The organism is Polyangium sp. y55x31, assembly GCF_029946505.1.
Lineage (GTDB): Bacteria > Myxococcota_A > Polyangia > Polyangiales > Polyangiaceae > Polyangium.
Genome location: NZ_JARZHG010000049.1, coordinates 1 through 21,904, shown reverse-complemented (window position 1 = coordinate 21,904; position 21,904 = coordinate 1). Strand labels below are relative to the sequence as shown.

Below are 21,904 nucleotides of genomic sequence, written 5' to 3'. Positions count from 1 at the left end.
AACGCGGGGGCAAGGAGGGGGGAGCTTTTGGCGCGAAGAACCGATAACGCCTCGGGCGCCTCGGTGGGCAGCACGAACGCCCCCCTCCGGGATGGTGACGGGCGTGGTGGTTCGTGTAAGCTGCGGGCACTTCGTTCCTCGGAAAGGACCTCTACGGGCGATGGACTCCAAGGAGATGCTTGACAAACGGATCGCGCTGGCCACGAGCACCGACAACATGCTCGGCATGGTGCTCGACGGCGCGCTCACCCACCTCGGCCGGGCCTACGGCGCCCCGAAGGTGAACGCCATCCGCACGCAGGTGATGGGGGACAAGACCATCCGCTCCTTCTTCTGGTACCCGGTGAGCTCGCTCCTCAAGGTCGCGCGTCGCCTCGTCGACGAGCCGAGCCTCGGCCTGAGCTGTGACGAGATCATGAGCGGCTGCGGCGAGCACGCCTTCAGCTCCCTGCTCGAGTCGCCCGTGGGGAAGATGCTCGCCCGGTTCGGCCAGGGCAACCCTCAGGCCCTCGTCGCGAACGGCCCCTACGCCTACACCCTGGCCGTGAGCTTCGGCGAGCGCGAGTACACGAAGACGAGCGAACGCTCGGCCGACGTGGTCTTCACGCGTGACCTGTTCGGCCCCGCCTTCACGGTCGCCGTCTACAAGGTGGCCTACAAGCTCGTGAGCAACGTCGACGCCATGGTCACCGCGACCATCGCCAACGACGCCGGCACCGACTTCATCATCCACTCACGGTGGTGATTCCATGCTCGGGCGATCGCCGCGCTTGCGGACGAGGAGGAGGTGGAGGCAGCCCGTGGGATCGGTCCAGACCTCCGCGTCCTCGACGTTCGGCAGCCCCGAGGCCAGCGCCAGCATGTCCGGCACATCCCTGTAGATGAGGTACCAGTCCATCGCCGCCTCGATGAAGCGGCGCATCGGGTCGTGGCCGTTGAAGTTGCCGAGCGCGAGCAGACCCCCCGGCGCGAGGTTGAGCCAGAGCCGCGCCGTGAGCGCCGTCGCGAACCGGGGCGACAGGTAGTCGTACAGGCCAATCGAATAGATGAAGTCCTGGTCGCCGGGGACGAGGGTGGTCTTGCCACGAATGAGCGTGAAGACCGAGCCGGACCAGGTGCGCACGTGGGCGGGATTCATCCGCCGGCCGAGCGCCGTGACCGCGGCATACAGGGCGCCCTGGTCCTGGTCGAGCAGCGTGATGCCTTCGAACGGCGTCGTGGGCACCACCTCGGAGAGCTCCGAGGCCGCGCCCGACGCCACGTTCATGACGTAGCGCGCGCCCCGGTTCCACTCGTGGGCGAGCAGCGCCTTGAGCTTCTCCCGGCGGTTCCTGACCGCCACGAAGCCGGGCTGCTCCAGCACCCATCGGTCCATCCAGCGGCCGAGGTTCGTCTCGCCCTTGGGGACGTTCCGATAGACGTCGTCCATCATCAGGAAGTCGCCGGCGTAGCCCCGGGGTTTGGCGAAGCAGCGGTGGATGATGGGGCTCTGCCAGAAATACGGCCCCAGGACCTCCTGGAAGCGGCGCTGGGCCGGGGAGTTGCGCAGGAGGCCGGAGGGGCCGAGGGCGTCGCTCGCCTCCCAGACGCGGAGCAGCATCTCCCTGAGCCGGGCGCAGTCCTCCGGCGACGGAGGTAGCGCGCTCCGCGGGGAGGCCTCGAGCTCCCTGCACCAGGCGGCGAGCTCGACGAGCCGCCGCTCGCAATCCATCGAGATGGGCGGCCCTTGGACCTCCTCCTCCTCTGGATCGAATGATCTTCGAGCAGCGTGCTCCCCCGCCGCGCGCTCCTCGGCCCCCTTCGCGATGCTCTCCCTGGCAAGCTGCTGGGACATGGCCGGGCTCCTGTCTTGTTCTCCGAACTGGCGCAGCATCGCCGAAAAACCCCCTCGCTGACAACCCTTCCGGTACTTTGCGCACGAAGGACACGTTCGGGTGAGTTCGGCCACGCGAACCCCGGGGGGACCCGAGGACGAATCCGCGCTCGTTCCAGCGTCCCGGGCACCGTTCGCGGCGGGCTGCAGGTGTCTTTCGGGACGAACCCGCCGCGCAGCCGGGTCCTCGGGCGTGGCCTCGGGTGGCGCGGGGCAGGCGCTTCAGCGAATGAACTCGGCCGAGGGGTGTGCCCGCGGGAATTTGCGCAGGTATTCGAAGAAGCGCGCGAGCGCCGTGTCGCTCTTCGTCAGGGCGCCGGGCCGGAAGTGGACGCCCCGGAGGATGGGGGCGTCGTCCGCGAGGATTTGCCGCTGCACGCCCATCGCGAAGTCGAGCAGCTCCTTCTGGGATGCCGCGTCGCCCTCGGATTTCCGCGTGGCCAGGACGTAATACACCTTCGTTCGTCCCGGCGCGGGCATCCCGAACGGGGCGATGTATCCATACCAGCGGCCGTTGAAGAAGCTGCTCTGATAAAAGATCGTGGTCCCGAAGATCCCCACGCGGAACGTGACCCGCGGGCCCGCGGGGTGGATGCCGTCGAAGTCGTACATCATCGAGTGCTCGGTGAGCACCATGTTCTCGGCGGGCTCGCCCTTGTCGAACGTGAAGCCGTGCACGACGCGGATGTGCTGCACGTCCGGCGTATTGCAGCAGACGACCCAAGGATCGACCGGAAAGACCTCGTCGTGCGCCTCGACCCGGAAGACGAGATCGTCGTCGGGATAAGGGAAGTCCGGGAGGTCGAAGAGAGGGGTTTCGCCGTTGAAGACCCAGATCATCCCGTACCTCTCCACCGTCGGGAAACGGAAGAGGCAGGCGCCGGGCGGCGGCGGATCGCCGGGGCCGGTTTTCAGGCAGGTCCCCTCCTGGCTGTACTCCCAGTGGTGAAACGCGCAGCGGATGGCGTCCCCGACGACCGATCCCGCGGCGAGGTCGGCGCCGAGGTGCGGGCAGTAGGCGCTCAGCGCTTGCGCCCTGCCGCTCTCACCTCGAAACACCACGATGCGCCCGTCGAGGAAGCTCGTACCGAGGATTTTCCCCGGTGGAAGCTCGCTCGACATGCAGACGGGATACCACGATTGCGTGAATACCCCGCCCTCCCCTTCGGCCGGGATCGGTTTGCCGAGGAGCCTCCTCCTCGCGCCGATCGCCGGGCCCGGTCCCCCATGGCTCTTGGTCTCCATCGTACCCTCGTCTCCGTCCTTCGTCTGCGATGGCCGATTCAATGCGGGATTGCCGCGCATCGAGTAGACGAGACAGCCGAGGCGCATGTCAAGGAGCGCCGGGCCCGAGCACTGCGGCGGCACTGCGGGAGGGACCTGGAGGCCTGAGCCGCCAACGATGGAGGTGCAGCCAGTTCGACCCGTGAGCAGCCTCGACAGTTTCGCGGCGCCAAACTCTCCAGGTGACACGAAGGCCTCGCCGTGTAGAATGGGCCCCCACGAAGGGAGGAATTCATGACGGTGAAGAGCTCGTACGCCCCCGGCCAGTTTTGCTGGGCGGACCTGACGACCACGGATCCCGCGGCCGCGAAGGCGTTCTACACGGCGCTGTTCGGCTGGACCGCCGAGGACATGCCGCTGCCCGGCGGAGCGTACACGATGTTCCGGAAACGCGAGCACGACGTGGCGGGGCTCGGCGGACAACCGCCCGAGGAGCAATCGCGCGGAATCCCGCCGCATTGGAACATCTACGTCTCCGTGGCCGACGCCGACGCCGTGGCAGCCAAGGCCGCCGAGCTCGGCGGGAACATCCTCGCGCCCGCGTTCGAGGTGATGGAGTCCGGGCGTATGGCGATCGTCGCCGATCCCACGGGCGCGGTGTTTTTCCTCTGGCAACCGAAAAAACACATCGGTGCGACCTTGTGGGGCGAGCCGGGCGCGCCCTCGTGGTTCGAGCTCCAGACCACCGACCCCGAGAAGGCAAAAGCGTTTTACACGGCGCTCTTCGGCTGGTCGACCGGCGGCGACGCGACGTACACGGAATGGATCGTGGGCGGCGAGCACGTCGGCGGCATGCTGAAGATCGACCCGAGCTGGGGCCCGGTGCCGTCGAACTGGGGCGCGTATTTCACGGTCGAGAGCGCGGACGATACGGTGGCCAAGGCGCGCGAGCTCGGCGCCAAGGTCTACGTCGCGCCGAAGGAGATCGGCGGCGGGGGCAGGTTCGCCGTGCTCGCGGACCCGCAGGGCGCGATGTTCTCGGTGTACGAAGAAAAACGCCGCTGACCGCCCTTCACGGCCCCGGAGGGCTGCCGCCCCGGATCTTGAAGACCACCTGGAACTTCACGGGGCCCTTCACCTCCGGGGCCACGATCTTCTCGAGTTTGTCGTAGATGGCCCGCGCGAACCGCTCATCCACGGTCGGCCGCTGGGCCATCTCGAACTTCTTTTTCTTGCCGGGGAAAAGCTCGCATTCGACGAGCAGGTCGGTGCCCGGCCCCTTCGACACGCCCACCTCTGCCTCGACGATCGTAATGATCTGCTTGATGACCGCGACCGCATCCTCGACCGTGGTCCGCTCGGCGATCTCCTTCTCGCTCGTCAGGAGAACGACGGAGGCCTCGACCTGGTCGTTCCGCTTGGGCGCCGCGCCGTCGCCCTTGGGCCGGACCTCCTCCCAGCCGCCTTCGGATTCGTAGCGCTTGCCGTCGATGGGATTCACGTACGTCGTCTGCACATGCTCCACGGCAAACGCCGGCATGTCCCCCTGTTCGGGAATCGAGATCTCTTTGCCGGAGAGGAGCGCCTCGCGAATCCGTTTCCACGCGTCCACGGGGAACATCATGACGAACCCGTCCTCGGTCACCCCGGCCTTGGACACCTCTTTCGAGCTGGCGAGGATCAAAAAGTTGCCGGTGACCCGATCGGTCCCCGCCGCCGGGCAAGCAATGGCGGAGGCCAAGGTTTGTCCGGGATACCAGTAGAGGCCGGAGCCCGAGCCGGGATCCATTTCGAGCATCATGACGATCCCGTCCTCGTTGTCCTTCGCCGCCGCGGCCTCCTTCAAATCATCGGCCCCACGAGGAAACACGCGCAGGACGATACGATCCCCCGGAACGAAAAAGCTCTGCGTCGGGGAGACGTTCGCGAGGCCGCCCTTTCGCTCGAGGCGCACCGACACGCCGCGGAGGTGTGCCCGTTGGGCCCGCGTGATCAAGGACTGGTCGGCCTCCCCGGGCCGGGCCACGGACGAGCGCTTGCGGTCGGTCCAGAACGGCGTCGGATAATACCTCGCGTCCGCGCCGAGCCGCGCCAGGATCCGCGCATAACCAGCCTGCCCCCCGATGTCCTCCTCCTCGCACGTGACCATCACGGCCGAGAGGAAGGGCGCCTCCGCCGGGATCCCCTCCAAAGGCTGCGGCGGACCATAGATGATGCAATGAAAATCGTCGCGCCCGAGGAGCGGCGGGCCGCCGAGCTGCGAGCGGCCATGAACGTCGACGAGCTGACCCTTCTCCGCGAGCTCGTAGATGAGCCCGTAGAGCTTGAAGAGCTGACGATCGAATGCGCCCTCGGCATCATCCGGCTCACGCTTGACGGAGAACCGGATCTCGCGTTGCCCGAGCGGCCAGAGGCCCTCGCTCACGTAGGTCCAGAAGCGCAGCGGCCCCTCGGGCGTCGTGAGCGAATGCGAATACACCGCGACCGAGAGCTTCCCCGGCACGACCTCCTCGCGCAGGAGCATCTGCGCGCGAGATCCGGTCGATCGGCACGCGGGAGCCTCGGCGCGGGGCGACGGCGCGCTCGTCGTGGCCGGAGGTTTTTCGTTCGCCGGTCCCGCGCAGCCCGCGGCGAGCGCCGCGGCGAGCAGCGCCGAGCGCGCGCCGCGACGTGCCGTGATCCATGTCCCCTGCCCCTCGATGCGCCTCGTCTCCATCGGCCGACGAGGGTAGCCGCATCGAAGGCGCGCCGTCACCTTTGTCGTGGTTCGTCGTCGAGCGTCATTCCACGGGCAACATCCGGAGGATCTCCTGCGCCGCGTCCAGGTGCCCCCGCAGAATGGGCAGGTTCTTCTGGGCGAACGCCTTCACATCCGCGTCCCGGGAGGTCAGCGCTTGCGACAGGATCGCCACATCATACCGGTGCGCCTCGATGAGCGTGTGCAGATACGCCCGATCGAAGCGATTTCCCCGGAGGTTCGAGAGACGCTGGAAGAGGCCCGCGATCACGGGATCGAACTCCGTCGGCATCTCGACGTCGAACTTCGCCGCGAGCGTCTCGATCCCCTCGGTCACGTTCACGTGCTCGGCGATCTCCAGGAGCGCGAGCGCCTCGACCTTGGAGTTTCTCGCATGGCGCACGGCGAGCCGCGCGGCCCTCACCGACCAGAGATTGCTGTTCGCCGCTGCCTGCACGAATTTCGCGTCGTCGTGCACGGTCGCGATTTCGGCCGTCGCTTCCTCCGGCGGCGTTTCCGAAAGGGCCACGGACGACACTCCCATCGCGGCGAGCACGACCGCCATGAAAACCTTCTTCATGATGACATTCCCCCCTCCCCGGCCCCCCACGGAGCGCCGGCTGTCCTGGCTGGATCCTGGGACGACGAGCTCGCAGGTGGGAGCCTGGTCGAGAGGATGTTTTCCGCGTCTATGCGGACGGCAGCGTGAAGAAAAAGATCGATCCTCGGCCGGGCGTGCTCTCGACGCCGACCTCACCCCCGAGCCGCTCGACGATCCGCTGCACGATGGACAGGCCGAGGCCATGCCCCGAGGCGCGCTCGGGGTCGAGACGGGTGAACGGCAAAAAGAGCGATTTCTGCGCGTCCGCCGTGATTCCAGGGCCGCGGTCCTCGACCCAGTAGCGCACCTTGCCCCCCTCCACGAGGCGCGCGCCGAGCGTGAGGCGCGGGGAATCGCCGCCGTATTTGAGGCCATTCGAGATGTAATTGACCCACACGCTCTCGACCCACGGCCCATACCCCACGGCGGGCGGGAAGCGCTCGGGCACCTCGACGGCCGCGCCACGCGCGCCGGCCTGGGCCTTCACCAGCTCGAGGGCCTGCGCGACCACCTTGCCCATGTCGAGCGTGGACGTTTCGGCGCCGCCGCGGTGCACGCGCGCGAGCAGGAGGAGCGCGTTCACGATATCCGTCATCTTGCGCCCCGTCGATTCGATCCGACGGCAGAGATCCACGAGCTCGTCGGCAGGCACGTCGGGCAGATCGTTCACGAGCAGGCTCGCATACCCGACGACGACGTTCAGCGGCTGCTTGAGGTCATGCGCCACCGTGCGCGCGAAGGCGTCGAGCTCCGCGTTCGTGCGCACGAGCGAGGCATTCGCGGCCCGAAGCTCCGCCGTGCGCTCCTCCACCAGCCGCTCGAGGTTGCCGTAGATGCGCGCGTTTTCGAGGGAGATCGCGGCCTGCGCCGAGAGCACGCCGAGGACCTCGGCGCGCGCCGGCGTGAAGACACGCGCGAGCCGTTCGTGCTCCAAATAAAGCAGGCCGAGGAGTTTGCCCTGGTGCAGGATCGGCGTGCAGAGCAGCGAGCGGATCGCGCGCGTCTCGATGTGGGGATCCCCGAGGAAAGGGCCCTCCTGGTGCGCGTCGTCGAGGATCACCGACTCGTGCGAGCGGGCGACGTAGGCGAGGCAGGTTCGCGGGACGTCGTCTCGCGCCTCGATCGGCGCGCCCCCGAGGCTCGAAACCGAGGGCGGCTCGGCGTAGCCCTCGGCCTCGATGCGCAGGTCCCCCGCTGCATCGACGAGGGCGACGAGGCCCCGCCGCGCGCCCGAGACTTCGAGCAGGATCCGCATGAGCGCTTCGAGCAGCCGCCCGAGGTGAATCTCGCCGGAAAGGGCCTGCGAGGCGCGCACGAGCGCGAGCGCGTCGAACACTTCGCCGCGCCGGGTCGTGCTCCCGGAGGCGGTGAGGGTGCTGGTGACGGCTGCCCTGCCCTCGACAAATGCATCGGCGTGCGCCTGTTCGAGCGCGCTCACCCGGCGCGTGGCGCCCCAGAGGCGGTGGTGGTAATGCGCTTCGACGACGTGCGGCCGCGCATAATGCGGGCGCCCCTCCGCGAGCCAGAACCTCGCGGCGAGCTCGTGGGCGAGGGCCACGTCGGGCGCGATCTCCGTCGCGCGGGCGGCGGTGATAGCCCGGTCGTAAAGCTCCACGGCCCGCGCCTTGTCCCCCTCGATGCGCGCTCGTTCTGCGGCGATCATGGCCCCGAGGTGCTCGAAATTCTCCGGGCAGATCTGCGCCCAGCGCGTGAATCGAGCGTCGGCCTCGACGAGCACGGCGTGAAGGCCCGCCCACTCCTCCTTGCTCGCGTCGCGAAGGCGCGCGGCCGAGACGAGCGCGCGCGCGAAATGATACTGGACCGCCGAGACGAGCCCGAGCGGCTCGACATACCCGACGAGGGGCTCGGCCGCAGCGAGGGCCCGCGCGGCCTCGTCGATCCGACCGTCGACGAAGAGCTCGCGGGCGCGGGCGATCTCGTACATGACGAGCGCCTGGAGGTTCTGGTGCTCGCGGCAGGCGTCGCGGAAGCGCGCTTCGGCCTGCTCGCCGCCCTCGGGTGCGCTGCCCGAGAGATCGGAGACGAGGAGCGCGAAAGCTTCCATCGTGTCGATGGCCCAATAGTTCCGCGTCTTGCGCCCGAAGTGCGCGTATCGACCGATCTCGGCGGCGAGCTCGCCGAGCGGCATGCCCTGGTAGAAGAGGATCGGCACCTTGTGCGCGAGGCAATAACCGGCGAACTGGATCTCGCCGGCGCCGAGGCCCGCGCGGTAGGCGTCCTCGAAGACGGCGTTGGCCCCGTGCAGCTTGCGGACGAAGTGATGGATCGACGAGCCGAGCAAGAGGCCGGCGCGACAGCGTTGCGAGCCGTTGTGGAAACGATCGGCCAGCCTGAGCGCGAGCTCGGTGAGCTCGTGAGCTTTTTCGTATTGCCCGAGGATCGATCCGAGCGGAATGCCGAGCGCCACGAAGCCGTAGGGCGAGGCCGGCGCCATGCCACGCGTGAGCGAGATCCGCACGATCTTCGCCGCCAGGATGTGGAACGTCTCGAGGTCGAACGCGTAATAGGGCGGGCAAACGTTGGCGAGCAGCTCGACGAGCAGCCGGGTCGTGGGATCGGTGGTCTCGTCGATCGCGGCGAGCGAGGCGATGGGGCGGCCCGCGATGAGCGCCTCGATGGCCGAAAGCTCGTCCAGAAACGCTTCCCGTTTGCCCTCCTGGGGCAAGATCGTCCCGAGGAGCGCGAGGCCCTCGTGCGCCGCCCCGACGCCGCGATCGTAGCGCCCCTGCATCGTGTGCAAGACGAGCAGGAGGTTGTGGATCTCCGCTTTCTCGACAGGTGTCCTCGCGCGCGACAGGACGATCTCGACGAGGCGCTCGGCCTCGTTGAGATCGCCGAGCAGGTACTCGGCCTCGGCGAGCTCGCGGTGAAGCGCGAGCGCGAGGCTCTCCTCGTCGGCCCACCCGCCGCCGGGGAGCAGGCCGATGCCGGCGACGAGGTAGCGCTTCGCCGCGGCGTAGGCGGCCGCGGTCTTGGCCCGCCGGGCCGCGTCGAGGTTCAGCCGCGCGAGCGCGAGCCGCTCGGCGGCGTTTTCCATGAGCTCGCGGCCGTGATCGAGGTGGTCGACGACGGTGAAGAGCCGCTCGGCGAGCCCCTCGGGCCCCGCCTCCGCGAGGAGCATCCGCCCGATGCCGAGGCGAATCCGCCGCGTCTCCTCGGCGCTCTCCAGGTTGTAGGCGGCCTGCTGGACGCGGTCGTGCTGGAACTTGTAGCCGGGCACCACGAGGTCGGCGACGAGCGCCTCGCCCGGGCCGAGATCGATCCGCGCCGCGGCGTGGATCATGCCGGCCGTGATCGCAGGCTCGAGGTCCGCCATCACGGCGCGCGGCGCCTTGTCCGCGACCCGCGCGAGCACGGAAAGCTCGAAGCTACCGCCCACGCACGCCGCGAGGTGCAGCGCTTTTCGCGCCTCGGCGGGGAGCCGCACCATCGAGGCGAGGAGCAGATCGATCACGTTGTCGGTGCTGCCGACGGCCTCGATGCGCGCGAGATCCCAGCGCCATCGCATCACGCCGTGATCGAAGTGGACGAGCCCGTCGCGGTGGAGCGCCCGCAAGAGCTCGCCGAGGAAGAAGGGGTTTCCCTGGGTCTTCTGCACGAGGAGCGAGACGAGCGGCAAGACGTCGGCCGTCGACTGCCGGAGCGTGTCCGAGACCAGCTCGACCACGGGCCCGAGCCCGAGCGGGCCCAGGGCGAGCCTGTGCACCGGCGTCCCTCCCCGCTCGAGGCGCGCGAGGGCGAGCGCGAGCGGGTGCGAGGGGCCGACCTCGTTGTCGCGCAGCGCGCCGATCAGGCAGAGCCGGCCGAGCTCATCGTCCGCGAGCAGGCGTTCGAGGAGGCCAAGCGAGGCGTCGTCGGCCCACTGCAGGTCGTCGAGGAACAGGACGAGCGGGCCCACGTCGCAGAAGACGCGGATGAACGCTTTGACCACGTGATCGAGGCGGTTCTGGGCCTCGGCCGGGCCGAGCAGCGGCGCCTTCGGCAGATCACCGACGAGCCGGGTGATCTCGGGGACGAGCGAGGCGAAAAGCGCGAGGTTCGGGCCGAGCGCGGCGAGGAGCCGCTCCCGGAAGCGCGCGAGGCTTTCGTGGGTCTCGCCGAGCACCTGCCGCATGAGCTCGGCGAGCGCCATCGAGAGGCCGCCATAAGGGACGTCGCGCTTGTACTGGTCGAACTTCCCGGAGGCGAACGTCCCACGGTGGGCCGTGAGGGGCCGCAGGATCTCGCGCACGAGCGCCGATTTGCCGACGCCGGCCGGGCCCTCGACGAGGACGGCCTCGGCGCGAGCCAGGGCGGGCTCCTCGGCGGCGCGGCGGCTCTGCGCTTCGAAGAGCGCGACGAGCGCTTCCGCCTCGCGGGCGCGACCATACAGGCGCTGTGGGATGCGGAAGACGTCGGAGGCGTCACGCTCGCCGAGCGGGAACGGCGCGATCGTCCCGTCCGGCGTGAGGCCTTCGAGGCAACGCTCGAGGTCGTGGGCGAGGCCAAAGGCGCTCTCGTAGCGGTCCTCGGCGCTCTTTTCGAGCAGGCGCATCACGATGGCGGACACCACCGTGGGCACCCCGGGGTTTGTCTCGGAGAGCGGGCGCGGCGTGCGCGCGAGGTGGCAATGCAAAAGCTCCAGCGGATCCTTCGTGGGGAAAGGCAGCTCGCCGGCGAGGAGCTCGTAGAGCGTCACACCGAGCGCATAGAGGTCGGTGCGATGATCGATGCGCCGGTTCGTGCGGCCCGTCTGCTCGGGCGAAAGATACGCGAGCGTACCTTCGAGCGTATTCGGATGGGAGAGCGCGGCAAGCTCGCCGCTCTGCCGCGTCGCACAGCCGAAATCGATGAGCTTGAGGACGTCGGTCCGGGGGTTATGGACGATGTTCGCGGGGTTCAGGTCCTTGTGCACGACCCCCCGCCGGTGGACCTCGCCGAGCGAACGGGCGACACGCGCGCCGATGCGCAGGCCGTCCCGGAGCGGCAGGCGCGCGGATGCAAGGAGATGCCGCAGCGATTGCCCGCCGAAATCCTCGAGGATCATCACGAGCACGTGATCGTGCCGCAGCAGATCGTGCGCGGCGATGACCCCGGGCAGGTCGAGCGAACGCGTGATCTCGTACTCCTGCCGGTAGCGGACGATCTCCCCCCGGGAGGGGTAGGGCCCCTTCATCGACTTCACGATCACGCGGCGCCCATCCGGCGCGACGCCACGCGAGACGACGGAATGGTCGGTCTCGGAAATGCGCTCGACAATTTCGTATCCTGCGACGTTCATCCTCGACTCCTCCCGCCTAGCAGCCTGTGGCGCGCCCCGAATCGTCGGTCGACATCGCTCGAAATCCTTCTCCCCTGCCCTGCTCCAAAATCGACACGATGCGCGCATGGAGCCGCGCGAAATCGACCGGCTTCTCCTCCCGCGCCGTCACGCCCGCGCGGGCGCAGGCGGCATCGATCTCCTCGGTCGTGTGGCCCGTGAGCATCACGATGGGGACCGCCCGGGTCTCCGGCGCCTCCCGCAGCGCACGCGTGGCCGAAAGGCCGTCGAGCACGGGCAACGACAGATCCATGAGGACGAGCGCCGGCGGGGTTTCACGTGCCAAACGCACGCCCTCCGCGCCGTCCTTGGCGATCTTCACGACGAACCCCCGGCGGCCGAGCCAGCGACGGAGCACGTCCGCGCTGAGGGCGTCGTCCTCGACGATCAGGATTTCCTTTGCTTCATCCATCGGGGGCCCCCTGCTCAAGCGCTCGCCGCGTTGCTCCCGAGCACGGAGCGGACCACGTCGAGCAGCCGCGACATCTCCCCCTTCGTCGCATACCCCTCGACGCCGAGCGTACGCGCGCGCTCGGCGAGCTCCTCCTCGTCGACGCTGCTGTAGAGCACGATCTTCGTCGTGATCCCTTTGCGCGAGCGGACCATGCGGACGATGTCGGCGCCGCTCAACGCCGGCATGCGCAAATCGAGCAGGACGAGGTCGTAGTCCCCCTTCGAAAGGTCGGCGAAGACGCCCATTGGCCCTCCGCGCACGTCCACGATATGACCCGCGTTCTGGAGCCTTCGCTGGGTCAGCCACCCGAATACCGTGTCGTCATCGACGACCAGGATGCGTGCCATGCTTCTCCTCCTCCCGTACGTCCGCCGGCGAGCCCCGTGGCCTCGGCACCGTCAAAGCAATCGTCGCGCCACCGTCCGGCGCATGTTCCACGGACCAGGCGGAGCCCGCATGCGCCAATAGCGCGCGCACGAGGGACAGCCCCGCGTCCGTGAACGAAGCGTCGCCGGCGAGCCCCCACGCTGCGGCGCAATCGGGGCCCACGACGACGGAGATCGATACGTCTTCGGCGGCGTGCGTGACGGCGATCGTCACCGAGGGCTCGGCCGAGCGGGCCATCACCATTCGCAGGAGCACCCCGAGGGCGACCTTCGCGCGACGCATGTCGGCGAGCACGGGCGCCGGAGTGCCCTCGCGGCGGAGCTCGATCCGCGCCCCGCGGCTCTGCAAGGCCGAAAGGAGGGGCTCGACGACGGATTCGATGGTCCCGACGGTGTGCGTGATCGGCGCCTTGCCCGACTCGACACGCGCAAGCTCGATCAGGAGCTCCAGGAGATCCACGAGCTGCCTCCCGGACGTATCGATTGCCTTCAGGTCGACGAGCCAGGTTTCATGGCCCGCGCCCTCTCCCACCTCCTCGATCAGGAGACCGGTCGCGCCCAGGATCGCGTGCAGCGGCGCACGCAAATCGTGACCCAGGCCGGCGACGAGCGCCGCGAATCGAGACGACGAGGGAGCCCCATCGGCTGCGAGCAAAAGTTCCTCCATGTGCTTTCCCCCTCGCGTCACGTCGAACCGTGCGAGGGGTTGAAAAAGCCAAATCAGCGTAAGCAATCTTTCGACGCAGTGTCAACGATTCTTCGCGGCTTTCTCACCTTTTCGGCGCGCCGTGCCTACGCATGCTTTGCGCCGCGTGAACGCACGGTTTGCACGGTGCAGACGCGCGCTCGCGAACGCACGCTTTGCGCCGAACGCACGCTTTGCGTGGGCCTCGCGCGTGCACGTCCTGCGCATACGCGCATTCTCCGATCTCGTCTCGGGTTTGCCGGAGGCACGACGTTCCATCCCGGCACCCGCCGCTATGGGATCGAGCGGGACGAACTCGCGTTCGAAGCGCTCGCCGTCGCAGAGCTCAAGGGCAGGCGTTCGTCGCGGGGAACTTGCAGGTGCCGTCCATTTCGCACTGGAGATCGCCGAGGCATTCGGCGAAGCTCATCGGATCACACGTCCCGCCCTCGCCGGGCTTTTTCTTGCACATGCCGCCGGCGTCGCAGGTCGCATACGGAATGCACTGGACGCCCATGGGGCACGCCTCGCCGATGGCCTTGCCCGTGGTGCATTTGTTCGTCGTGGGATCACAATAATCGTCGAGGCGATCACACTTGAAAACGGCTTTCTGATCGCACGTCGCGTCGTGCGCGGCGGGGACGACGCAGGTGCCCATGCCGGTCATGAAATCGAGCGCGCAGAACGACGGCAGCTTGCACTGATCGAACGAGGTGCACGCCCCGCCCGCGTCGACCTGCGCCGCGCACGTGGTCGGGTTGCCCATGTCGTCGGTCTGGCAATAGGCGTTGTCCTCGCACGTCTCGCCGTTCGCGCACGACTCGCCGATCTTCGCGCGTGTGCTCGGGGCACACGTGCCCTCGCAACACCCCTCGATACACGGGAGCGTGCAGCTCTGCGAGATGCACTCGAGCGACGCGTAACACTTGCCTCCGTCGGCCACCGTGGGCTCGAACGCCTCGGCGCAGGCCACGTCGTTGGCTTTTGATGGAGCACCAAAGAGATCGCTGATGGAGCAGTCCTCGAGAACGCCCTTCAGGCCGTCGAGGCAGGCCTGCAACTTCTCGGGGTGATACTTGACGCGGCCGGCCTCGACCGAGGCTTCGTACTGGGCGTTCGTGTCGAGCACCGACGCGCGGCACTCGGCGTCGCTCTCGTAGAGGCCGCAGGCGACGCTCGCCGCGCAGCGGACCTCGATGGTCTTTTCCCCGGCCTCTTCGAGGGTCGGGCCCGTGGGATTGCCGCTCTCCGTGTCGTCGCTACACGCGGCGACGGCGACGAGGGTGAAGAGAGATGCTGTGAGGATGGCAAATCGATGGACCATCGCCGCGGCGTACGATTGCGGCGAATCTGCGTCAACCGCGTGACACCGGCATCGCCTCGCTCACCGGCGCCTCGCCTTCGGCCAGCGGCCGGCTGAGGAGATCGACGGCTTTTTTCACCGCGCCCACGGGCCCCGCGAGGTAGACGATGTCGCCGAGCTCGAAAGGCTTGTGAGGATCCATCTGTTCGAGGAGTTTGTCGCCGCGGCGCACCGCGACGATGAGCGCCCCGGTCCGGCGACGCACGCCGAGCGACGCCACCGAACGCCCGACGGCCGCGCTCGCCGCCGTCACCGAGGCGCTCTCGATCTTGAGCTCGGCGAGATCCGCGTGTTCGCCGAGCACCCGCCGCGGCAGCTTGTGCGTGCGCTCGGTCGTTTGCGTGGTCGCGCGCGCCTCGTCCACGCGATCGTCGATCACGTTGCGCGGCACGTCGAGCCAGCGGAGGAGCCGCGCGAGGATCTCCACGCCGCCCTCGACCTCCTCGGCCACCACGTCCGTCGCGCCCATCCGCAAAAGCGCGGGTTTCTCGAGGAGGTAATGGGCCCGCATGAGGATCGGCACCTCGGGCGCGACACGCTTGGCCGTGTCCACCACGCGCTGCGCGGCCTGCGGATCGTTCATCAGCAAAAGAAGTGCGCGGGCCTTTTCGAGGTGCGCATGCCCGAGCGCCTCTTCGCTCGTCGCGTCGCCGTAATACAGGGGCTCTCCCGCGGTGCGCGCGGCGCGGACGGTCTCGGCGTTCAATTCGAGCACGACGTAGCGCACGCCGCACGCCGCGAGCGCGCGCGCCACGAGCTTGCCCGCGACGCCGAAGCCCACGATGACCACGTGATCCGCGAGCCCGTGCGCCTCGCCCGCGTCCGCCTCGTCGATGCTGCGGACGCCGATGAGCCGCTCGAGCGGCGCGAGCAATCGCTGGCCCGCGGTGACGTGCGGCGCGACGCGCACGAAGACCGGCGTGAGGAACATGCTGGCGATGCCGGCCGCGAGGAGCGGGCGCGTGGCATGCTCGTCCACGACGCCCGCGCTCTCGCCGAGGCGCGCGAGGACGAACCCGAACTCACCGAACTGCGCGAGCCCCACGCCCGCGAGCCAGGCGACGCGCGCCGGGAAACGCATGGCGATCGCGGCGATGGTGGCGAGCAGGCCCTTGGCGATGAGGAAGCCGCCGAGCAGGAGCAAAACGAGCAGCGGTCGTTCGAGCACGACCCGCGGGTCGAAGAGCATGCCGAGCGAGACGAAGAAGACGCTCACGAAGGCGTCGCGCAGCGGGAGCATGTCGCCCATGGCGCGATGGCCGTACTCGGTGTCGGCGACGACCATGCCGCCGAGGAAGGCGCCGAGCGCGAGCGAGAGGCCGGCGAGCGACGTGAGCCACGCGGTGCCGACGCAAAGCGCGAGCACCGCGAGCAGGAAGACCTCGCGGCTGCGGCTCGCCGCGACCCAGCGCAGAGCCCGCGGCACGACGAGTCGCGCGACGAGGATGGTCGCGACGACGACGGCCGTGGCCTTGCCGAGCGCGAAGCTGATCTCCTTGGCCATGTTCGTGCCCGCGGAGCCTTCGCCGAGCATGGGGACGACGAGGACCATCGGGACGACGCAGAGGTCCTGGAAGATCAGGGTGCCGACGATGAAGCGGCCGTGCGGCGCGTCGAGCTCGCGCCGCTCGGCCAGGGCGCGGAGGACGATCGCTGTGCTCGAGAGCGCGAAGACGAAGCCGTAAAAGACGCTGCGCCCGGCCGGCTGCCCGAGGGCGTTCGCGACGAACGCGACGACGGCCGTGGTGAGCCCGACCTGGATGATCCCGCCGAGCGCGACCTGGCGGAAGATGCTCTTCAGGCGCGCGAGCGAGAACTCGAGGCCGATCGTGAAGAGCAAGAGGACCACGCCGATCTCGGCGAGGATCTCGATGGCGTGGATCGAGCGTACGAGCTTGAAGCCGAACGGCCCCACGAGCGCGCCCGAGAAGAGCAGCCCCGCGACCGTGGGCAACGAGAGTCGCGAGAGGACGACGGTCACGAGGACGCCGAGGGCCGCGATGACGGCGATCTCGTCGAGAAGCGGAATCTGGCCCATCGGAGTGGAGGGTATCGTCGAACGGGTTTCTTTTGAAGACAAACGAACGGCGCGCTCGATCGTCACCCCATTCGCGGGCCGAAGCAAGCCGCTTCGCGCGTGGCGTCGTCAGGCCGAGGGCTTGCTGAAGTCGACGGCGAACCAGAGCACGTGGACCGCGCCCTTCTTCGTCTTCGCCATGGCCGGGCCGAGCCAGAGACCGGGCGCGACCTCGCGGATCTCGTCGCGGATGCGGGCGATGAAGAAGGGATTTCCGGGTTGCTCGTAGTCGAGGTAGACGCAGGGGCGGCCGTCGACCGCGGAGGGCTCGATCCGCGTGCGGAACGGGAACCAGTCGAACCGGAACGGCAGGAGTTTTACGCGGTTGATGCCCGTGCCCTCGTGCGGGCCGAGCGCGCCGAAGCTCTTTCCATCCCAGGGAAAACGCCGGCGGGACGCGAGGAACTTGAGGGCCGAAAAAAGCGGCGTGCCGTCGGTGCCGCGGACGGCGAGCATGCGGCCCTTCGGCGTCCCCACGAGGCGCTCGACGCTCACGGGCGCAGGGGCCTCGCGGTAAAGTCGAGCGAGCTCCGTGCTCGAGAGCTTCGCGAGATCGTCCAGGCTTCGTGCGCGCACGGCGCCCCCGCCGCGTGATGTCGTGCCGTTCGCCATCGTCGTCGTTCCCATGAATTACCTCCCCGAAAGATGACGCGTGCCATGGAACCACGGGCGCCGCGCGATTGAAAACCCGCATTTCCGTGGGCTCGTCGCGGCGACCGCGATTCCAGAGTGGACGATTTGCCGGCGGACGGCCCGGGCGTTGCTTCACCGGCATTGCGAGGAGGCAGCATGAGAATTCCGTGGCTCCTGCGTGTCGTCGAGCGGCTCCCGCTCGATGAAATCGTCGACGTGTTCCACGCGCCCGTGCGTGGTTTCTTCGCACGGCACCCTCGCATTCGAAGGGCGCTCGATGGATCGTGGCTCGGGCATCCGCTGCATCCGGCGCTGATCCCCGTGCCCATCGGGGCCTTCACGACGGGCATCGTGCTCGATGTCGCCACGCTCCTCGGGAGCCCGTGGGCGGCGCGCGGAGCGGATCTCGCCTTCCTGTTCGGGCTCGTGGCCACTGTGCCCGCGGCGCTCACAGGCCTCACGGAGTGGAGTTATCTCGATGGAAATCCGCGGCGCGTGGCGTTCGTGCACGCCGTGTCGAACCTGGCGAGCACGAACCTCGTGGTGGGATCGGTGATCCTGCGGGGGATGGGGCTCCGCGGCGCGGGGATCGCGGCGTCCTCGCTCGGTTTCCTGATTCTCGGGGCCGGGGCGTGGCTCGGCGGGGAGCTCGCGTATCATTACGGCGCGGGCGTCGGGCGCATCTCGGAAGATCGGCGCGATCCGAAGGCATGACCCTCCTTCAGTAGAGCGTCCCCCTCCCCCCGCGGCGCAGGCCGAGCCAGCCGAATCCGCCGCTCTTCGCGTGCGGCTCTTTCGGCTCGAATAGATTGCCGAGCGTCGGCGTCGCGCGCGCTGTGTGGATCGAAAAATGGCGCGTGAACGAGCCCATGAAACGCGCCGAGAGCGCCGGTGAGAGCCGGCTGAACACGTAAATGAAGGCGCCTGCGAGGCCGACGGTGCGCCGCGCGCGCGGCCGTTCGGCGAGGGCGACGAGGATCTCGGCCACGTCGTTCGCCGAGGAGACCGGCGGGACCGGCCCGACCTCGTGGCCCGTGAAGTTGCCCGCGCGCTCGTAAATCGGCGTGTCCACCGAGGGCGGGAACACCGAGCATACGTGGATGTCCGGGAAACGCGCGAGCTCGAGGCGCAGGCACTCCGAGAGGCCGAGGATCGCGAATTTGCTCGATACGTACGAGCTCACGAGCGGCGCGCCCACGAACCCCCAGCCCGAGACGTTGTTGATGAGAATGCCGCGGCCCTGCGCGAGGAACACAGGCAGCGCGGCCCGGACGCCGTGGAAGTAGCCATAGAGGTTCGTCTCGACGACCCGCTTCCAGGCGGCGCTCGGCGTGTCGAGCAGCGTGCCGAAGAGCAGGAGCGCCGCATTGTTGATCCAAACGTCGATGCGGCCAAAACGAGCGACCGCCGCCTGCGCGAGCGCCTCGACGGCGGCCTCGTCGGTCACGTCGGTCGGCACGGCGAGCGCCTCGGCGCCGAGTGCCTCGCATGCGCGCGCCGCCTCCGCGAGTGCGTCCTCCTGCCGCGCCGCGAGCACGAGCCGCGCCCCGCGCCGGGCGAACGCCTCGGCCGTCGCGAGCCCGATGCCGCTCGACCCGCCGGTGATGACGACGACCAACCCCTTGATCGCGCTCGAATCCCCCATGTCGATTCCCCTCCGGCGCGAAACGACCCCCCCTGCCGCTTCAATGGGCCGCGGCCCCCGCTCCCCGAGCGGGGAGCGAGGGCCGGGCAATCTATGATTCTCGAGCCGTGTCGGGTTGCATCAGAAGCGGCCGCCGCGACAGACCCGCCTGATGCAGAAGTTGAACTCGCGCTGGCACCGACCGTGGCGACGGAACCGATCGCGGTCATAGCCGCGACGCATGAACCGATCGTCGAACCGCTCACATCGGAAGTACTCTTCCTGGCAGAACTCACGACATTCGCGCCGCCCGCCATGACGACGGAACGAATTGTAATCGAAGGGGTCCCAGTCCTGGCTCACCAGCGCCTCGTCGGACTCCGTGATGTTGCGCTCCTCGGTGGCTTCGTTGTCCACGAGCGCGCCCTCGGCCTCGGCGACGATGCCTTCCTCCATCGGCTGCTCGGCGCGGGCCACGCTGGCGATCCCGACGAGACCCATCGACATCACGGCCAAGAACAACGACTTGATGACGTTCATCGTACATCCCCCCTGCGCCCGGGACAGCCCCGGGCAGGCAAGCTGTACGTCGTGCCGCGACGACCGGACGTCCACAGGGGGAAATGTTTTTTCCGTCTGTCGTGAGCTAATCTCCAGGCATTGCCAGAAGCTCCAGGAACCGCGCCTCGTCGAGCGTCGGGACGCCGAGCTTCTCGGCTTTTTCGAGTTTCGAGCCTGGCCCCTCGCCGACGACGAGGTAGTTCGTCCGCGACGAGACGCTCGACGTGACCTTGCCGCCGAGCGCCTCGATCCGGGCCTTGGCCGCCTCGCGCGACATGCCCGCGAGCGTCCCCGTGATCACGAACGTTTTTCCGGACAAGGGCCCCTCCGTCCCCTTCCGCTCCTCCGTGAGGCGCACGCCGGCGCGTCGGAGATCCTCGACGAGCGCCTGCATCGCGGGCCGGTCGAACGCCTCGCGAACCGCCTTGCCAATCGTGGGCCCGACGCCCTCCACGGCCGCGATCTCCTCCACGCTCGCCCGCGCAATCGCGTCGATCGAGCCAAACGCGTCCGCGATCCGCCGCGCCGCGGTCGCGCCCACGTGGCGAATGCCGAGGCCGTACAGCAATCGATCGAGGGGGCGATCCTTGGCGGCCTCGATCGCCGCGAGCAAGTTCCGGATCGAACGGTCCTTGTACCCGGGCAAACCTGCGAGATCGGCCTCTGTCAAGAAGAAGACGTCCGACGGGCCCCGGATGAGGCCCCGATCGAGCAGGGCCTGCGCCGTGGCATACCCGAGGTGCTCGATGTCCATCGCGCCGCGGGAGGCGAAATGGACGACGCGCTCGAGGGCCTGCGCCGGGCAATCGAGGTTCGGGCACCGCGCGACCGCCTCGCCCTCGGGCCGCACGATCGCGGTGCCGCAGGCAGGACAAACCGTGGGCATGTGGAAAGGGCGCTCCGCGCCGGTGCGCAAGCTCGGAATGGGGGCAACGACCTCGGGGATGACGTCGCCCGCGCGGCGGACCACCACCGTATCGCCGATGCGAATGTCTTTCCGGGCGATCTCGCTCTCGTTGTGCAACGTGGCCATTTGCAGGGTGACACCACCGACGCGCACGGGTTCGAGGATCGCGAACGGCGTGACCGCGCCGGTCCTGCCGACATTGACCCGGATGTCGAGGAGCTTCGTCGTTCGTTCTTCGGCCGGGAGCTTGTACGCGACGGCCCAGCGCGGCGCCTTGGCCGTGGCGCCGAGCTCGATCTCGTCCGCGAGCGGATTCACCTTCACCACGGCCCCGTCGATCTCGTGCGGCAGCGAATGCCTGTCGGCGGCGAGGCGCCGGACCTCGGCCTTCGCCGCGTCGAGGTCCGGCGTGCGCACCGAACGCGGGTGGACGCGCAGCCCGACCGAGCGCAGATATTCGAGCATCTCGAAATGGGTCGCGAACGTGCGCCCCTCGATCCGCACGAGGCCGTGAAAATAGATGTCGAGCGGCCTCCGCGCCGTGACGGCCGGATCCTTTTGCCGGAGCGTGCCGGCGGCGGCATTACGCGGGTTCGCGAACAGGGCTTTTCCTTGCTGGCCGAGGTCCTCGTTGATCCGATCGAACGCGGCGATCGGCAAGAACACCTCGCCGCGGACCTCGAGCCACGTCGGCGGTTTTTCCGTGCGCAGGCGCGCGGGGAGCGCGCGTAGGGTCCGGAGGTTTTGCGTGACGTCCTCGCCCACCATGCCGTCGCCGCGTGTCGCGCCCCGCAGATAGCGGCCATCGGCATACACGACCGCGACGGAGACGCCGTCGATCTTGGGCTCGGTCACGAGGTCGACGTCGCGGCCGAGGGCGCGGCGCACGCGCTCGTACCAGGCCTCGAGCTCGGCGTCGTCGAAGACGTTGTCGAGCGAGAGCAAGCGGTCGCTGTGATGGACCGGCGCGAAGAGGGCCTCGGGCGCGGCGCCCACGCGCTGGGTGGGCGAGTCGGGCGTGATCAGCTCGGGATACGTCGCTTCGAGGGACGCGAGCTCCCGGACGAGCTCGTCGTATTCGGCGTCGGAGATCTCGGGCGCGGCGAGGACGTGATACCGATAATCGTGGTGCGCAATGGCAGCCCGGAGCTCGTCCGCCCGCACGCGCGCCCGCGCGAGGTCTTCTTCGGAGGGCACGCCGGGCAGGATGCGGCTTCAGCGCGAGGCGCGCAAACGACGGCGAATGCGGGTCGCCACGAAGGCGCCGGCCACGAGCGCGAGGGCGCCCTGGTTCGTCCCGGCGTCCGTCGTTCCGGCCACGCGGCAACTGCAGCTCCCCTCGGAGCCGGAATCGCCCGCCGAGGCGCCGCCCGCGCCGCCGGACGCGCCTGCGCCCGCGCCGCCGGACGCGCCCGCTCCGCCGCCGCCGCCGACGCCCGAGCTCGTCGGACCGCCGCCG

At 68.9% G+C, this 21,904-nt stretch carries 18 protein-coding genes; 3 read left to right on the top strand and 15 right to left on the bottom strand.

All coding sequences use genetic code 11. The annotated features are described in order from the left end of the window. Positions 1-175 precede the first annotated feature (175 nt). Entirely contained in the window at positions 176-745 is a 570-nt protein-coding gene (locus QHF84_RS44740) for a DUF2378 family protein (protein ID WP_281319739.1), read from the top strand. On the opposite strand, the gene QHF84_RS44735 is transcribed toward QHF84_RS44740, so the two are convergent. Together QHF84_RS44735 and QHF84_RS44730 are read right to left on the bottom strand one after the other, a co-directional pair. Continuing rightward, a complete protein-coding gene (locus QHF84_RS44735) occupies positions 734-1,834 on the bottom strand; it encodes a class I SAM-dependent methyltransferase family protein (protein WP_281319738.1) in 1,101 nt (366 codons plus the stop codon). The genes QHF84_RS44740 and QHF84_RS44735 overlap by 12 nt on opposite strands. Before the next feature lie 261 nt (positions 1,835-2,095). After that, positions 2,096-3,118 (bottom strand): Rieske 2Fe-2S domain-containing protein, encoded by a 1,023-nt coding sequence (locus tag QHF84_RS44730; protein ID WP_281319737.1) that lies wholly within the window; start codon positions 3,116-3,118, stop codon positions 2,096-2,098. Positions 3,119-3,391: 273 nt separating this feature from the next. Between QHF84_RS44730 and QHF84_RS44725 the strand changes: the two genes are divergently transcribed. Beyond that, the gene (locus QHF84_RS44725) at positions 3,392-4,162 is read left to right on the top strand and encodes a VOC family protein (protein ID WP_281319736.1); all 771 of its coding nucleotides are present in this window, start codon (positions 3,392-3,394) and stop codon (positions 4,160-4,162) included. Between the two features lie 7 nt (positions 4,163-4,169). Here QHF84_RS44725 and QHF84_RS44720 read toward each other — a convergent pair whose 3' ends face one another. The 9 genes from QHF84_RS44720 to QHF84_RS44680 all read right to left on the bottom strand — a co-directional run bounded on the left by QHF84_RS44720 (position 4,170) and on the right by QHF84_RS44680 (position 17,347). After that, the gene (locus QHF84_RS44720; RefSeq protein WP_281319735.1) at positions 4,170-5,813 is read right to left on the bottom strand and encodes a hypothetical protein; all 1,644 of its coding nucleotides are present in this window, start codon (positions 5,811-5,813) and stop codon (positions 4,170-4,172) included. A gap of 64 nt (positions 5,814-5,877) precedes the next feature. Next, positions 5,878-6,414, bottom strand: a complete 537-nt coding sequence (locus QHF84_RS44715) for a DUF4142 domain-containing protein (RefSeq protein WP_281319734.1) — start codon at positions 6,412-6,414, stop codon at positions 5,878-5,880. A 109-nt stretch (positions 6,415-6,523) separates the two neighbouring features. Next, entirely contained in the window at positions 6,524-11,716 is a 5,193-nt protein-coding gene (locus tag QHF84_RS44710) for an ATP-binding sensor histidine kinase (protein ID WP_281319733.1), read from the bottom strand. Between the two features lie 16 nt (positions 11,717-11,732). Beyond that, on the bottom strand, positions 11,733-12,167 hold the full coding sequence (locus QHF84_RS44705) for a response regulator (RefSeq protein ID WP_281319732.1): 435 nt from the start codon (positions 12,165-12,167) through the stop codon (positions 11,733-11,735). Between the two features lie 14 nt (positions 12,168-12,181). Then, positions 12,182-12,556, bottom strand: a complete 375-nt coding sequence (locus QHF84_RS44700) for a response regulator (protein ID WP_281319731.1) — start codon at positions 12,554-12,556, stop codon at positions 12,182-12,184. Next, entirely contained in the window at positions 12,531-13,262 is a 732-nt protein-coding gene (locus tag QHF84_RS44695; protein ID WP_281319730.1) for a histidine kinase dimerization/phospho-acceptor domain-containing protein, read from the bottom strand. Before QHF84_RS44695 ends, QHF84_RS44700 begins: the two co-directional genes overlap by 26 nt. Positions 13,263-13,626: 364 nt before the next feature. After that, the gene (locus QHF84_RS44690; protein WP_281319729.1) at positions 13,627-14,604 is read right to left on the bottom strand and encodes a hypothetical protein; all 978 of its coding nucleotides are present in this window, start codon (positions 14,602-14,604) and stop codon (positions 13,627-13,629) included. A 31-nt stretch (positions 14,605-14,635) separates the two neighbouring features. Next, entirely contained in the window at positions 14,636-16,681 is a 2,046-nt protein-coding gene (locus QHF84_RS44685; RefSeq protein ID WP_281319728.1) for a cation:proton antiporter, read from the bottom strand. Between the two features lie 108 nt (positions 16,682-16,789). Then, positions 16,790-17,347 (bottom strand): hypothetical protein, encoded by a 558-nt coding sequence (locus QHF84_RS44680; protein WP_281319727.1) that lies wholly within the window; start codon positions 17,345-17,347, stop codon positions 16,790-16,792. A gap of 162 nt (positions 17,348-17,509) precedes the next feature. Between QHF84_RS44680 and QHF84_RS44675 the strand changes: the two genes are divergently transcribed. Beyond that, complete coding sequence (locus QHF84_RS44675; RefSeq protein ID WP_281319726.1) at positions 17,510-18,067, top strand: DUF2231 domain-containing protein; 558 nt, start codon at positions 17,510-17,512, stop codon at positions 18,065-18,067. A gap of 7 nt (positions 18,068-18,074) precedes the next feature. Here the strand turns inward: QHF84_RS44675 and QHF84_RS44670 are convergent, their stop codons facing one another. The 4 genes from QHF84_RS44670 to QHF84_RS44655 all read right to left on the bottom strand — a co-directional run. Then, the gene (locus tag QHF84_RS44670) at positions 18,075-18,998 is read right to left on the bottom strand and encodes an SDR family oxidoreductase (RefSeq protein WP_281319725.1); all 924 of its coding nucleotides are present in this window, start codon (positions 18,996-18,998) and stop codon (positions 18,075-18,077) included. Between the two features lie 120 nt (positions 18,999-19,118). After that, a complete protein-coding gene (locus QHF84_RS44665; protein WP_281319724.1) occupies positions 19,119-19,517 on the bottom strand; it encodes a hypothetical protein in 399 nt (132 codons plus the stop codon). A gap of 106 nt (positions 19,518-19,623) precedes the next feature. Then, on the bottom strand, positions 19,624-21,642 hold the full coding sequence (gene ligA, locus QHF84_RS44660) for an NAD-dependent DNA ligase LigA (protein WP_281319723.1): 2,019 nt from the start codon (positions 21,640-21,642) through the stop codon (positions 19,624-19,626). 18 nt (positions 21,643-21,660) lie between these two features. Next, on the bottom strand, positions 21,661-21,904 hold a 244-nt coding region (locus QHF84_RS44655; RefSeq protein WP_281319722.1), incomplete at its 5' end, for an MYXO-CTERM sorting domain-containing protein.

Bases quoted from the DNA above. Each gene is read 5' to 3' on its own strand.
- QHF84_RS44665 (WP_281319724.1), bottom strand. From the start codon at position 19,517: ATGAACGTCATCAAGTCGTTGTTCTTGGCCGTGATGTCGATGGGTCTC.
- QHF84_RS44705 (WP_281319732.1), bottom strand. From the start codon at position 12,167: ATGGATGAAGCAAAGGAAATCCTGATCGTCGAGGACGACGCCCTCAGC.
- QHF84_RS44675 (WP_281319726.1), top strand. From the start codon at position 17,510: ATGAGAATTCCGTGGCTCCTGCGTGTCGTCGAGCGGCTCCCGCTCGAT.
- QHF84_RS44720 (WP_281319735.1), bottom strand. From the start codon at position 5,813: ATGGAGACGAGGCGCATCGAGGGGCAGGGGACATGGATCACGGCACGT.
- QHF84_RS44725 (WP_281319736.1), top strand. From the start codon at position 3,392: ATGACGGTGAAGAGCTCGTACGCCCCCGGCCAGTTTTGCTGGGCGGAC.
- QHF84_RS44685 (WP_281319728.1), bottom strand. From the start codon at position 16,681: ATGGGCCAGATTCCGCTTCTCGACGAGATCGCCGTCATCGCGGCCCTC.
- QHF84_RS44710 (WP_281319733.1), bottom strand. From the start codon at position 11,716: ATGAACGTCGCAGGATACGAAATTGTCGAGCGCATTTCCGAGACCGAC.
- QHF84_RS44695 (WP_281319730.1), bottom strand. From the start codon at position 13,262: ATGGAGGAACTTTTGCTCGCAGCCGATGGGGCTCCCTCGTCGTCTCGA.
- QHF84_RS44735 (WP_281319738.1), bottom strand. From the start codon at position 1,834: ATGTCCCAGCAGCTTGCCAGGGAGAGCATCGCGAAGGGGGCCGAGGAG.
- QHF84_RS44700 (WP_281319731.1), bottom strand. From the start codon at position 12,556: ATGGCACGCATCCTGGTCGTCGATGACGACACGGTATTCGGGTGGCTG.
- QHF84_RS44740 (WP_281319739.1), top strand. From the start codon at position 176: ATGCTTGACAAACGGATCGCGCTGGCCACGAGCACCGACAACATGCTC.
- QHF84_RS44730 (WP_281319737.1), bottom strand. From the start codon at position 3,118: ATGGAGACCAAGAGCCATGGGGGACCGGGCCCGGCGATCGGCGCGAGG.
- QHF84_RS44690 (WP_281319729.1), bottom strand. From the start codon at position 14,604: ATGGTCCATCGATTTGCCATCCTCACAGCATCTCTCTTCACCCTCGTC.
- QHF84_RS44680 (WP_281319727.1), bottom strand. From the start codon at position 17,347: ATGGGAACGACGACGATGGCGAACGGCACGACATCACGCGGCGGGGGC.
- QHF84_RS44715 (WP_281319734.1), bottom strand. From the start codon at position 6,414: ATGAAGAAGGTTTTCATGGCGGTCGTGCTCGCCGCGATGGGAGTGTCG.
- QHF84_RS44670 (WP_281319725.1), bottom strand. From the start codon at position 18,998: ATGGGGGATTCGAGCGCGATCAAGGGGTTGGTCGTCGTCATCACCGGC.